This window comes from Elioraea sp. (assembly GCF_022842375.1).
GTDB lineage: Bacteria > Pseudomonadota > Alphaproteobacteria > Acetobacterales > Acetobacteraceae > Elioraea_A.
The window spans coordinates 99191-112839 of record NZ_JALHPR010000015.1; the positions used below are offsets into that span (position 1 = coordinate 99191).

Below are 13649 nucleotides of genomic sequence, written 5' to 3' on the forward strand. Positions count from 1 at the left end.
TCGAACCGGATCATCATCCCCCCACGCGGACCAGGGGCGCCGCCGCGCGCCGCCCGAGCCTCGCCTTGCCGACGAGACGGTCGATCACCACGATCACCGCCAGCATGATCAGGATCAGCACCGAGGAATAGGCGATCGCGAGGCTCATCTCTCCCGCCTCGACGCGGCCGACGATATAGGCCGTGGCGAGGTTGTGCCGCGCGGACACGAGGAAGATCACCGCTGAGACCGCCGTCATCGCCTGCACGAAGGCGTACGCAAGTGCCGCGACCAGGGCAGGCCGCAGCAGCGGCAGCACGACCCGGCGCAGCGTCGTCGCCGCGTCGCCGCCCATCGTGGCGGAGGCTTCCTCGAGCGAGCGGTCGATCTGCGCCAGCGCGGCGAGCCCGCCGCGCACCCCGACCGGCATGTTCCGGAACACGAAGCAGATCACGAGGATCATTCCGGTGCCGGTGATCTCGATGGGCGGAACGTTGAACGCGGTGATGTAGGCGACGCCGAGAACGGTTCCAGGAATAGCGAAGGTCAGCAGCGTGACGAAGGAGAGCGCCGACTTGCCGCGGAACTCGGCGCGCGCGAACAGCCAGGCGAGCAGGATGCCGACGAAGGCGGTGATCGGGGCGGAGATCGCGGCCACGCGCAGCGTGGTGAACAGGCTGTCCCACGCGGCACCCCGGAAGAACAGACCGAACGCCGTCCGCTCGACCGCGAAGCCCTCGATGAAGTGCCGCCAGGTTGGCGTCAGGTCGAAGCGGCCGATGTCATGGACGAAGGCGCCGAACAGGATGATCGCGTAGACCAGGAAGGTGAAGGCGACCCAGGGGTAGGCCAACGCGGCAGCGGCGCGACGCGGCGAGGGTGGCAGCAGCGCCGGCAGCCCCTGGTCGCCCTTGCCGGCGACCGTCACGTACTGGCGGCGCCCGACCCAACGCTCCTGCAGCCAGAACACCGCCAGCGTCAGGCCGAGCAGGAGAATGGCGAGAGCGGCGGCGCGGCCCGGCTCGTGGCGCGCGCCGGCGATGGCGAAGAAGATGCGGGTCGCAAGCACGTCGAACTCGCCGCCGAGCACGAGCGGGTTGCCGAAATCGCCGAGGGATTCGACGAAGCCGAGCAGCACCGCGTTGGCGATCGCCGGGCGGAGCAGCGGCAGCGTGACAGTCGCGAAGACGCGGGCAGGCTGCGCGCCCATCGTGCCGGCTGCCTCCTCGAGGCTCGGCGCGATGGCCCGCAGCGCGGCAGACAGCAGCAGGAAGGCGATCGGCGCCTGCGACAGGCATTGCGCGATCAGCACGCCAGGGAGCCCGTAGATCCAGCGGGAGCGCGGGATGTCGAACAGCTCCCACAGCGCCGTCGAGACGAGGCCTGTCCTGCCGAAGAGCACGATCAGCGCGAGCGAGACGACGAAGGGCGGCGTGATCAGCGGCAGCACGGCCATCGCGCGGAACAGCCCCGTCTGGCGGAGCCCGCCGCGGCTCTCAAGCAGCGCGAGCGCCAGGCCGATCGCCGTCGAGAGAAGGCCTGTCAGCGTCGCCAGAAGAAGCGTGTTCCAGACGACGCCGCAGCGCGGCGCCCCGGCGAGGCAGCCGAGCGTCCACGCCTCCGCCGCGCCGATCCGTGACAGAGCGGCCGCGGGCGAGAACCCGCCGTCCGCGACGAAGACATCGGCAAGGACGCGGATCAGCGGGAGGATTACGAACGCAGCGATGGCCACGGCACCACCGACGGCGATGATGGCGACCGATGCGTCGCCCTTCATCGCGCCGCCCATCGCAAGGCCGGTCGCGAGCATGATCACGGCGGCAGCGAGCACCACGACGGCGCCGGGCCCGAACGCCGCCTGGCGGACGCCGTCACCGAAGATGTCCTGCGCGACGCCCCAGCTCGTCGCCGGCAGGCCGATCGCCAAGCCCTGCAGCGCGAAGAGCAGGATCGCCACGCACACTGCCGCAACGAGCAGCCGGCCATGACCAGGGCGCAGCGTCGTGGCAACACCGATGGCGAGCGCGAGTGTGCCCGGCCAAAGCCAGGGCTGCGACGGGAGCAGAGCAGCAAGCGGCGATGCCTGCGCGCCAGCGTGCCACGGCAGCAGCACAGCGGCGAGCAGGGCAACGCCAGCAGCGGCGCGCGCAATCCCTCGCGCGGTCAACCGATCAGGGCCGTTGCGACAGCAGCGCCAGGGCGATCAGCGCTGGGCGGCGCGCACCTCGCGGTCCCAGCGCTGGAGGATGCGGTTGCGCTCCGCCGCGCTGCCGTACTTCACGAAGTCATACGCGATCAGCTTCACGTCCTCGAAGCGCGGCGCCTCGGCCGGAATCTTTGCCTCGCGGTTGGACGGGAGCTGGTAGGACCGGGCCTGCGCGCCGATCTCCTGCGCCTCAGCCGTGAGCGCCCAATCGAAGAAGCGGCGCGCGTTCTCGAGGTTGCGCGCCCCCTTGATGATGCTCATCGAGCCGATCTCGTAGCCGGTGCCCTCGCAGGGTGCCACGATCGTGACCGGCGCGCCGCCGACCTTCTGCGTCACGGCATCGTGGAGGAAGGTGATGCCGACGAGACTTTCGCCGGTCGCCGCCGCGCGCGCCGGCGCGGCACCCGAGCGGGTGTACTGGTTGATGTTGGCGTGCAGGCCCTTGAGGAAGGTGAAGGCAGGCTCCTCGCCCATCAGCTGAACCAGCGTCGCCAGCATGGTGTAGGAGGTGCCGGAGGTGTTCGGGTCTGCCACCTGCACCTCGCCGCGGAAGGCAGGCTTCAGCAGGTCGGCCCAGCAGCGCGGCGCCTCGATACGTCGGCGCTCCAGTTCCCGCGTGTTGTAGCTGTAGCCGAGAGCGCCGGCATAGATCCCGACGGTGCGGAAGCCTGACTGCTCGGCCTGCTGGACCGCCCAAGGGTGCAGCAGGGCGAGATTGGGCGAGCGATACTCCTCGGTCAGTCCCTCCTCGCCGGCCTGCAGGTGCGGGTCGCCGGTGCCGCCCCACCAGACATCGCCGCGCGGGTTCTGCCGTTCCGCCCTGATCTGCGTCAGCGTCTCGCCGGAGCTCCGCCGCGTCATCGCGACATTGATGCCTGTCGCACGCTCGAAGGCCGCCATCATCGGCCTGCACCATTCCTCCTGGACGGTGCAGTATACGGTGAGTTCGCCTTGCGCCCGGGCAGGTGACACGGTGGACGCCACAACGCTGGCGACGAAGGCAGCGGACAACACCATGCGACGAGACATGCCCATCCCCCTGTTCACGCGGCATGCGCCGCAACCACAGTGGAGATAGCAAAGGGTCAGGCGATTGGCAGGTGACGGAATGATGACAGAAGCGATGCCTGCCTGAGCCGCTCATCGCCCGATGTCGTTCGCAGCGTGGCCCGGAGGGGATTGCGCTACGTCAATTCCCGGTCGGGCGACTGCTGCCTGGATGGTAGCCAGCAATCCCCGACAAAGCAGGTAAGGACTGGGCCATGCGGTGGGAGGGAAGGAGCAGGCGTGACATCGACGCTGCTATCCGTGAAGGATCATCATCGTCGGGTCTCCTCGTCACGAAGCCCGACCAACGGGCTCCTACGAGCCCAAGCCCCGATCCCGGGGCGGCACGTGAGCGCGGCGGAGCCCCTGGCTCAGCCGGGCGCCAACTCACCACGCCGGTGGCAGGCATCCGTCACCTCGCGCAGCCGTCGGGTCCAGTCGACGAGGCTCGCCGCGTGGCCCCACATCACCGCCTCCGGGCCAGCGCCGAAATGGTCCGCGGTCATCGCCTGAAGCTCCGCCACCTGCGCCTCGAACGCCGCCTTCGCCGCCAGGAACGCCTCCAGGCTCCGCTGCTGGTTCGCCGCTGCTCTCTTCACCCGATCAGCCCGCATCGCTCTCTCCATCCTCTGCGCCCCAAACACGTCGCTCCGTGCGCAGCAGAAGTGAAGCGAAACCAAGAGCAAACTAGTTGCGATGTTCGCCGCCGGACGAGCATCGCATGATCAATGCCACCGCCATGCGCGACCGAGGCCGACGCACCGCGCGCGCAGGATGCGGGGATGCCAAGATCGCTCCTGCTCCTGGCCTTCGCCGCGCTTCTCGCCGCCTGCGCGGGGGCGCCTGACGCGCAATGGGTCATGCGCCCCGAGGGTGGTGGGCCAACACTCGTCGAACAGATCAGCCACGAATACGAGAGAGACCCCATCGGCACCGCCCACGCCATCGGCCAGCTCATCGGCCAGATCGCGCTGATCGTTCTCCTGCTCGCACGAGGGCCATGAACGGCACGACGACTGGCCGGCTCTACGGAGGGGCGGCGCGCACCACGCTCGTGCTGACGGAGCTTCGCCCATGAGCATCGTCGCACGCTGGGGCGATCTGGAGCGGCGCTCTGTGCTCGTGCTCAGCGGCATGGACGGTGCGCCGCTGGCAGCGGAGGCGGTGCATGGGGATGCCGTCTGGGATGCGCTGGTCGCCGCGGGCGTCGCGCCCGAGCCCTATGCCGAACCTGCGCCGCCGCCGGATGCGCTCGTGCCGCTCTCGGCGGTCGCGGAACGGCTGAAGGCCGCAGGCGTCTGGGAGGCGATCGTCGCGCTCGTGTTCGATCCTCCCAACCGCTCCGCGCTCGCCGACTTCATGGTGCTGTCGCACGCGCGCTGATCAGCGCCGCGGGGGCGGATCCGGAGGTGGTGCTGCGGCCGCGGTAAACGCACCACCCTCATCACGCTGCATCGGCCCGCCCAGGAGAACCCTGGGCGGGCCTTTCTGCGTTTCGACTGTCTCGCGTCTCAGACGAACAGGAAGTCAGCCGCCGTCCAGACATGGCCGTTGTCGGCCGTCACGGTCGTCGTGCCGTAGGCGAAGCTCGTGCCAGCAAGCGTGTAACTGCCGCCGGACGAGAGCTGCACCTTGTCGCCTTCGGCTGCGAAGAAGTCGATGATCGTGTCCGAACCGTCGGCGTTGTCGAAGCGGAACCGGTCGGCACCGCCACCCCCGGCCAGGATGTCGTTGCCGTCACCGCCGACGATCAGGTCGTTGCCGAGTGCGCCGGTGATCACATCATCGCCCGCCCCGCCGAACGCCTCGAGCCGCGAGCGACCGGCAGCCGTGATCGTGTCATTGCCTTCGCCCGCATCAACGCGCGCGACGGAGAAGCGACCGTCATAGCCGGCGTTCCAAAAGCTGCCGTTACCAGGCACGGGGTTGTCGGCGAGCAAGTCGTTGTCGAGCGTCGTGAGGTTGATGCTGCTGATGAAGATCGTGTCGTCGCCAAGGCCCGTGTCGATCGTCGCCAAGTTCGACCAGGTGCCCTCGTTCGAGTGGAAGTACCAAGTGACGGTGTCATCGCCATCGGCGGTCTTCAGCAGGCCGCGCTTGCCGCCGACGATCATGACGTCGAGGTCGACGCCCGCCGCATCGGAAAGGTCGATCCGGTTGTCGACGAAGTTGGTGAAGAGAATGTTCTCGCCGAACACCGGCGTGTACTCGCCAGGCCCGAACGCGACATTCTTGAAGCCGTTCCAGGTGTCCTCGTTCTCCAGCCGCGTGAACACCACCGCCCCCACCACTGCTGGCGTCGTGTCGATCAGCGCGAGCTGCGCCGGCGTCAGCGGCGGGCCGGTCGGGATGCTCCCCGGCGGGTTGCCGCCACCACCCTGACTGATGGTGAATGACGACGTCGGCACCGGCGCGGCGTTATTGGGATTGCCCACGGTGATCGTCACCGTCGCCTCGTCGAAGCCGCCGAAACCATCCGTCACGCGATAGATGAACCGGTCGACGCCAACAAAGTTGGGGAACGGCAAGTAGCTGAAGGTGCCGTCGGGGAGCACCATGAGCGTCCCGCTGTCCGCATCGTCGACGACCACGTCGATCGACAGGCTGTCGCCATCAGGGTCGCTGTCGTTCACCAGCAGGCCGGGCGCATCCGCCCCGATCAACTGGTTCGGAAGCGCCGTGAACACGTCATCCCCCGCCACCGGCGCGGCGTTGTTGGGATTGGTCGCACCCAGCACGAATGTGACGGGGGCAACGGCCAAGTTCCCGGCCGTGTCGGTGATTTGGTAGATTGCGGTATCGGTACCCGTGGCGCCTGCGTTCGGCGTGTAGCGCCAGGTGCCCGTGGCGGCATCGATCTCCTCCAGCGTGCCCTGCAGTGGGTTGAAGAACTGAACGAAGGCCGGCGTGGTGCCATCCGGATCGACATCGTTGGCGAGAATTTCAGCCACCGTGAACGTGCGCGAGCCGTTCACCTGAAACTCGTCCGGGTTGGCAACGGGCGGCTGCCCGTTGCCGGCGATCCCGCTGATGTCCAGTGTGCCGTCGCTGAAAACGACCTCCTCGATGTTCCACAGCGTATCCAGGCCAGACCAGTCGGGCTCCAGGCTGAACAGGTCGAGCACGGTGACCGATCCGTCCGGCTGCGCGGAAACGACGTAGCGGGTCGAGGGACCGGCATAGACCGCGCGGTCAATCACAGGCGACGCAGCGCGCGCAAATGCAGTATCCGGCCCGCCATCCAGCACGTCGTTGCCGCCGCCGCCGGTCAGCACGTTCGGGCCGGCATCCCCCTTCAGAAAGTCGTCGAACGCGCTGCCGACAAGGTTCTCAACCTCGCTCAGCCGGTCGTTCTTGGCGTCGCCCTCGCTGAACTGCGGGGCCGTGCTGGAGAGGTCCACCGTAACGCCGCGGCGCGAGGCGGCGTAGCTGGCCGTATCGATCCCGTCACCGCCGATCAGATCGTCTGCCCCTGGCCCGCCGATCAGCGTGTCGTCGCCCTCGCCTCCCGCGAGCTGGTCGTTGCCCCAGCTGCCGTCCAGGATGTTGTCGGCAGCGTCGCCATAGATCAGGTCGTTGTACGCACTGCCACGCACGTTCTCGACGGCAACCAGCACGTCGCCGACCGAGTGCGCGGCGTTGCCGGTATCGGGCTGCACGGCGGCATTCAGGTCGACGACCACACCGAACAGCGACATGCCGTAGTCGGCGGTGTCGACCCCCTCGCCGCCATCCAGGAAATCGGCCCCGGCGCGCCCGATGAGGACGTCGTTGCCATCGCCGCCGGCAATCCGGTCATCCCAGCCGCTCCCGAGAAGGCGGTCGTCGTCATCAGTGCCGCCCAGGATAACGCCCTTCAGGTCCTGTCGCAGGATGATGGCCCGCCCAGCCGTGAAACCGGTGTCGCCGGGCGCCGCGCCCGCCCAGGTCACCACCACGTTGCCGTTCGACAGCCCAGCCGAATCCTGCGCCTCCGTAAAAGCATTGGGCTGCGTCGCGGGCCGGTCGGACCAGCCGGTGAGCTCGCGCGACAGGTCGGCAAAGCCGTTGCTGGCGACCCGTACCGCCCGCATCTCGGCCGCGCCGTCCGCGCCGCGGTCGTTCCAGCTCACCAGCGCGGTGCCATCCGCCAGGCGCGTGGCAGTATGCTCGACCAGCTGGTAGGTGATGTACTCGCCCGCCGCTGCCAGGGGCGCCGAGGCGACCACGATGGGCTCGCTGATTCCGGCGCCGACGATTACCGTCTCGATCGCCCACCCCTGCCTGCCCTGGTCTTGTGCTGGTGCAAGGAAGGTGCCTGCGGTGGTGACCAGGGCCGTGGCCAGGTGGGCACCGTCGCCGAACGGCGTCAGGTCGCCTTCCGACACCGTGCGAATGTACTGGTTGGGCACTGCGTTGCTGGTGCCCGCGATCAGCTCCGTCACCGGCGAGGGCGGCGCGCCGGACGGGAATTGCTTGGCCACGAGCGACTGGCTGCCCGCGCTCGTCGGGAAATTCAGCGATCCGAATGTCACCAGCGCGCTGCCGCCCGCATCAATGCCGAGGTGGGGATCGAAATAGGCGCTGCCCTGGTACAACGTGCCGGTGTAGCCCAGCGGCCTTGGTGCCGCGGCAATCCCCTCGCCGGCGAAGGCCGTGCCGTTTCCAGAAACCGTCACCGAGCGGACGACCTGCTGCTCGATGATCGATTGCGAGTTGGCGCCGGGGAACTGCGCGATTGCCGCCCAGACCGCGCCGAAACCATCCGCGCCCGAGGGTGCAATCCCCGTGATGCGGGGAGAATCCAGCGCGGGCACATCGTTCAGGCGGAAATCATCGCCCAGCGGCGTGCCATCGGGCGCGAACAGGCGCGCGCGCAGCCACGTAGCAGCGCCATCGGCGTTCTCGTCGGACGAGAAGGCCACGACGAAATTGCCGTTCGCCTGGGTGGTCGCGATCGGGCTGCGCTGGTCGCCCGCGGCGGTGGTATTGACCTGGAACGCCTCGCCGGCCGTCCCGTCCGCCTCGTAGATACGGGCCATGATGCGGAAGCCGCTGCCGTCGCCGAGGCCGGTCCAGGCAAGCGCGAACCTGCCATCGGGCAGCGCGGTCGCCGCCTGCTGCACGGGGAAGTCGTTCTGGAAGAAGGTGAAGTCCCCCCCTTCCAGCGGTGCCTCGCCGAAGCGGAACAGCACAGGCGACAGATCCTCGACCGTCATGCCCTGCAACGTGATGCTGTCGCCGTCGCGCAGGTCGATCAACACGCCGCCCGGCACGGCGGTCGCCTGCGCCAGCAGCTCGTCGAAACTGTGGATGCCCGCATCGCCCAAATCCACGACATCCAGCAGGCCGTGCGCAGTGGAGGGATCCCAGTCGAGATCGATGATGATGTCGGCGCCGTCACCGGTCGCGAAAAAGAAGACATCCGCGCCCAGCGCGAAGGGGCCGTCCCCGGTCAGCATGTCATTGCCCCTGCCGCCGATGATGATGTCGTCACCGCCGCCGCCGACAATGACGTCGTTGCCGTCATCGCCGTGGAGCGTATCCTTACCCACGTCACCGGCGAGCGTGTCGTTGCCTTCGTCGCCGCGCAGCAAATCGTCGCCATCACCGCCATCAAGCGTGTCGTTGTTCTGCCCGCCGCGCAGGATGTCGTTCTGGCTGCCGCCCAGCAGCGTATCGTCGCCCGCGCCGCCCTCGAGCGTGTCGTCACCGTCGCCGCCTTCCAGCGTGTCGGCGCCGAACAATCCCTGCAGCACGTCGTTGCCGGCGTTGCCCTCCAGCCGGTTGGAGGCATCGTTGCCGATCAGCCTGTCGTTGCCGCCAGCGCCTTTTGCGTTCTCAATCGTGGTATTGAACGCGATCGCAATGTTCTCGATCAGGCCGAAGACGCTGGAATAGGCGCCGGGCGTGAGGTCGATCACCTGGTTGATCGAGGCGGCAGTACCAGAGCCATCCAGCGTATCGATGCCGCCGGCATCGTAGATGGCGAAGATCGGCACCTGGAAGAGCGCGTTGTTCCGCGCGAAATCCATCACGGCGGGCGCATCGGCGGTGGCGTTGAAGCCGTAGGTGCTGTCGCCGGTGCGTGTGTTGGGGTTGGCACCGTACTTCGCCTGGATGGCGGCGATGTCATACACCATCGGCGTCGCTGGACGGTGGGTGTAGGTGTTGTCGGTCACCCACGCGCCGGTGTTGTTGTCCCAACCGCCGAAATACGACATCAGCGTGAACTTGCGCTGGTCTTGCGCGAACGCCGCATCGGCCTGATAGGTCGAATCGCCCTCCGAAGCGTCATAGTTGCCGGGGTGCGACAGCCCCAGAGCGTGGCCGACTTCGTGCACCAGTGTGCTGAACCCCCCCGGCGCCTGGTATGGGATCGGCGCGCCGAGCGCCGGCGGCTGCAGGGCCGTCCAGTTGCCCGTGGTGCTGAGCCAGATATGGGCCGCATCGAGGTACCAGCCGTCGTCGTACGGCTTATCGATCCCGCCCGCGAGCTTCAGAGCCTGATACGTCAGGAACGCCACGGGGTTCAGCGCCAGCAGCACCAGGTCGAAGTCGGCGCCGTCAGCGGTGAGTGCGAGGTGCTTGAGGAAATCATCCTCTGGCAGCAGTGCCCGCGTGAAGGTGCTTCCTTCCGTGAAGTCGCTGTAGGCGAGGACGATATCGGCTCGGTTGTCGGCGACCTCGTGGATTGGCACGGCGATCAGGTCGGCCCACAGTTGCACGGCCTCACGCGCGGCGACGACCGCGGCTGGTGCCGGAACTACGAAGCCGCGGGCCTCGTCGAGGAAGAGGCTGGCAGCGAAGTCGTACGGTAGCTCGGGCGCCTCGGCTGGCATCGACCAAGTGATCGGCCCCGATTCCCACTTGCGGTACGGGCCGAACCCCTCGACGCCGCCGCCCCAGCTAGTCTGCAGAGCCGTGACGATCTCGAATAGTTCGTAGGTTGGCTTGTCCGCCATTTACACCCCCGCGAGCCCCGCCTTCACACTTATAAGTAGAAAAAGCAGATTGGCGGACACGGATGGTCACGCGCCCCCACCTCCCAAATATGTACCGACCGCATTGTTAGCGCATAGCGAAAACGTTTCTTTCAACTATCAAATGCTTTGGAACCCGAACAAGCTGGAAAATGCTGGCGGTGACCTGAGCCCCATTTGGTCCCGCATTTGAATGGAGAGTCTGTCACAAGGAGACAGACGATGCGGAAGAGCAGGTTCACCGAGGAGCAGATCATCGCGATCCTGGCCGAGCAGGAGAGCGGCATGGCGACGGCGGAGGTCTGCCGCCGCCACGGGGTCAGCACGGCGACGTTCTACAAGTGGAAGGCGAAGTTCGGCGGGCTGGGCGTGTCGGAGGCGCGGCGGCTGAAGACGCTGGAGGCCGAGAACGCGCGGCTCAAGAAGCTGCTGGCCGACAGCATGCTGGACGTGTCGATCCTGAAAGACCTGCTGGGAAAGAGCTGACGACGCCCCAGACCAGGCGGGCTGCGGCGCGCCGGGTGATCGAGACCTACGCGATCTCCCAGCGCCGGGCCTGCCGGCTGGTCAGCGTCGATCCGAAGACCGTCAGGCGGGACCCGCCCCCGGATCATCCCGCGGTCCGCGCCCGCATGCGCGAGATCGCGGCGGTACGCCGCCGGTTCGGTTATCGGCGCGTGGGGCTGTTGCTCGAGCGCGAGGGGATCGTGATGAACCACAAGAAGCTCAGACGGCTGTACAGGGACGAAGGTCTGTCGGTGAAGCGCCGCCGGGGCAGCAAGCGCGCCACGGGAACCCGCGAGCCCCTGCCTGCGCCGGACGCGCCGTCCAGGCGGTGGAGCCTGGACTTCGTGTCGGACGTGTTCGGGGTCGGCCGCCGGTTCCGCATGCTGTGCGTGATCGACGACTACACCCGCGAGTGCCTCGCTCTGGTGGCGGACACGTCGCTGTCCGGCGCGCGTGTCGTGCGCGAGCTGGAGTGCTGCATCCGGCTTTACGGAAGGCCTGAGACCATCGTGTCGGACAACGGGACCGAGCTGACCAGCCGGGCGATCCTGGAATGGCAGAACCAGACCGGCATCGGCTGGCACTACATCGCGCCGGCCAAGCCCCAGCAGAACGGCTTCGTGGAGAGCTTCAACGGCAAGCTGCGGGACGAATGCCTCAACGAGGAAGTCCTCGACAGCCTGGCCCACGCCCGGCGCGTGCTCGCCCGCTGGCGGCACGACTACAACCACCACCGGCCTCACTCGTCACTGGGCGGGCTGACGCCCGCAGCGCGCCGGTCGCTCGAGCTCGCGAGGGGCATCGCTCCCGGCGCGCTCGCCACTCCAACCACCATGCAGTATGAAAGGGCCGGACTCTCGATATGAATGAGGGACCCGAGGGGCGCAGGTCACCCGGCCTTCAAGCCAGGCCCGGTACTCCGCCTCGTGTCCATAGCCCGCGCCCTGCGCTTAGCCCAGGACGATCACGTGGGTGAGGATGACCCGATCCACCCCATGTCGCGCAGGTTCGCCAGGCACTCGAGCATCGGAGCCTCGGCGCTCGGCTGGTCGAGAGCGATGAGCGTGGTGCGGTGCGTCAAGCCTGCTCCCCTGTCCTGGCGATGCCGGTGGCTGGTTCCTCCGCCGGAAACCAATGGGTGGTACGATTGGCGACCCAGACGAGCGACAGCATCACCGGGACTTCCACCAGCACGCCCACGACCGTGACGAGGGCAGCGATTGAGTTCAGGCCGAAGAGCCCGATGGCCACCGCGACGGCCAGTTCGAAGAAGTTCGAGGTGCCGATCATGGCGCAGGGCGCGGCCACGTTGTGCGGCACCCGCCACGCCTTGGCGGCCCAGTAGGCCACCGCGAACATCCCGTAGGACTGGATCAGCAGCGGCACGGCGATCATCGCGATCACCAGCGGTTGGCTCAGGATCACCTCGCCCTGGAAACCGAACAGCAGAACCACCGTCGCAAGCAGGCCAACCACCGAGAATGGCTTGATCCTGGCCGTGAAGGCGCCGACTGCTGCTTCAGCCTGGCCGGGACTTGCGGCACCGCGCGTCATCTGCACCCTCGTGATCACGCCCGCCGCAAGCGGAATCACCACGTAGAGCACGATCGAAAGAACAAGCGTTTCCCATGGCACGATGATGTCGGTCACGCCCAGCAGCAGCGCCACGATGGGCGCGTAGGCAAAGACCATCACTGCGTCGTTCAGTGACACCTGCGCCAACGTGTAGTTCGGGTCGCCCTTTGTCATCTGTGACCAGACGAACACCATCGCCGTGCAGGGCGCCGTGCCGAGCAGGATCATCCCCGCGATGTATTGCCCGGCGGCGCCAGGTTCGATGAACGGCGCGAAGACCCACTCGAAAAACAGCACGCCGAGAGCCGCCATGGTGAAGGGCTTGATCAGCCAGTTCACGGCGAGCGTGATGATCATTCCCTTGGGGCGTTCGTGCACGCGGGCCAGCGCGCGGAAATCCACCGCCACCATCATCGGATAGACCATGAACCAGATCAGAACGGCGACGACGAGGTTGATCGAGCCGTATTGCAGGCTGGCAAGAACCCCGATGAAGCCCGGAGCGACTTGGCCGACCGCCACGCCGGCGAGGATGGCGAGCGCGACCCAGACCGAGAGATAGCGTTCGAATGCGGACATTTGTTCTCTTCACTGATTCTCGCCGGGCATCGTCCGGCGGTGTTGCCATGACGGGTCGTCATGCCGCGCCGACCGGATCCTAGGCCTGCACCGTCACCGCAGCGTAGCGCTCTATACGAGACCCTCGCGCACCTTCGCCAACTCGGCCGCCACGGTCGCGGTGCGCGCGACCAGCACGGGGTACGCCATGTCTGTCGCAGCGAGCCTCGCATAGACCACATTGGTGTTTAGTCTCGGCATTTGGTGGAGCGGATTGAGGATGAAGCGTTTGGACTGATCTGCCCACGCTTTGCAGATGATTTCGTAGGGTGTGAGGCCCCGCAGACGCTTGAGGCGTGGAGAAGCGGAGAGACAACCACGGATGCGCCGATCACGGTGATCAACAGCACGAGCCCGAGCGGCCGCGGGTCATAGTATGCCTGCTCCGGCTGCAGCAGCACGATGCCACCTGCACCGAACGCGAACCCGCCGAGGAACAGGCCAATCGTGTTCTGGTCGACAGGGTCACGCATGAATCCGGACAGAACCCGCGGTGAGAAGGTCGACGCGGTCATGGTCATGACGACCATCAGGATCGAGAACGTCACGGTGGCGATCGTGAGCGTGCTCGACGCCAGCAACTTGCAATGCCCCCCTCACGGCTATGGGGTCGGACGATGGAAACCATTGGAATGTTGACCCTGCCCCCTGGGGTGCCCTCGGTTTGAAGTAGGGTCCGTCGAAAGGGAGACGGACGATGCGGCGATCGCGGTTCACGCAGGAGCAGATCATTGGCGTGTTGAAGGAGCACCAGG

General features: G+C 67.2%; 10 protein-coding genes. 3 read left to right on the forward strand and 7 right to left on the reverse strand.

What is annotated here, in order from left to right; translation table 11 throughout:
* Nucleotides 1–13 precede the first annotated feature (13 nt).
* From Q0C38_RS13995 to Q0C38_RS14005, 3 genes are all read right to left on the reverse strand, one after another.
* Complete coding sequence (locus Q0C38_RS13995; protein ID WP_291297718.1) at nt 14–2146, reverse strand: iron ABC transporter permease; 2133 nt, start codon at nt 2144–2146, stop codon at nt 14–16.
* Between the two features lie 36 nt (nt 2147–2182).
* Nucleotides 2183–3214 (reverse strand): ABC transporter substrate-binding protein, encoded by a 1032-nt coding sequence (locus Q0C38_RS14000; RefSeq protein ID WP_291297719.1) that lies wholly within the window; start codon nt 3212–3214, stop codon nt 2183–2185.
* Nucleotides 3215–3603: 389 nt separating this feature from the next.
* Nucleotides 3604–3846, reverse strand: coding sequence for a hypothetical protein (locus tag Q0C38_RS14005; RefSeq protein ID WP_291297720.1), 243 nt, complete (start codon nt 3844–3846; stop codon nt 3604–3606).
* A 168-nt stretch (nt 3847–4014) separates the two neighbouring features.
* On the opposite strand from Q0C38_RS14005, the gene Q0C38_RS14010 reads away from it, so the two are divergent.
* Both Q0C38_RS14010 and Q0C38_RS14015 read left to right on the forward strand, forming a co-directional pair.
* Entirely contained in the window at nt 4015–4236 is a 222-nt protein-coding gene (locus tag Q0C38_RS14010) for a hypothetical protein (protein WP_291297721.1), read from the forward strand.
* A 70-nt stretch (nt 4237–4306) separates the two neighbouring features.
* A complete protein-coding gene (locus Q0C38_RS14015; RefSeq protein WP_291297722.1) occupies nt 4307–4615 on the forward strand; it encodes a hypothetical protein in 309 nt (102 codons plus the stop codon).
* A 128-nt stretch (nt 4616–4743) separates the two neighbouring features.
* On the opposite strand, the gene Q0C38_RS14020 is transcribed toward Q0C38_RS14015, so the two are convergent.
* A complete protein-coding gene (locus Q0C38_RS14020; protein WP_291297723.1) occupies nt 4744–10176 on the reverse strand; it encodes an Ig-like domain-containing protein in 5433 nt (1810 codons plus the stop codon).
* Nucleotides 10177–10416: 240 nt separating this feature from the next.
* On the opposite strand from Q0C38_RS14020, the gene Q0C38_RS14025 reads away from it, so the two are divergent.
* Nucleotides 10417–11567 (forward strand): IS3 family transposase gene (locus tag Q0C38_RS14025; protein ID WP_291297724.1). Its coding sequence is split into 2 segments (ribosomal slippage): nt 10417–10675 and nt 10675–11567, totalling 1152 coding nucleotides; the frame shifts between segments, so codons are not numbered across the junction.
* Nucleotides 11568–11778: 211 nt separating this feature from the next.
* On the opposite strand, the gene arsB is transcribed toward Q0C38_RS14025, so the two are convergent.
* The 3 genes from arsB to Q0C38_RS23330 form a co-directional block, all read right to left on the reverse strand.
* Nucleotides 11779–12855, reverse strand: coding sequence for an ACR3 family arsenite efflux transporter (arsB, locus tag Q0C38_RS14030; RefSeq protein WP_291297725.1), 1077 nt, complete (start codon nt 12853–12855; stop codon nt 11779–11781).
* Nucleotides 12856–12966: 111 nt separating this feature from the next.
* Complete coding sequence (locus Q0C38_RS14035) at nt 12967–13095, reverse strand: hypothetical protein (RefSeq protein ID WP_291297726.1); 129 nt, start codon at nt 13093–13095, stop codon at nt 12967–12969.
* Complete coding sequence (locus tag Q0C38_RS23330; protein WP_408870031.1) at nt 13083–13475, reverse strand: DUF2254 family protein; 393 nt, start codon at nt 13473–13475, stop codon at nt 13083–13085. The genes Q0C38_RS14035 and Q0C38_RS23330 overlap by 13 nt, the downstream gene beginning before the upstream one ends.
* Between the last annotated feature and the right edge of the window lie 174 nt (nt 13476–13649).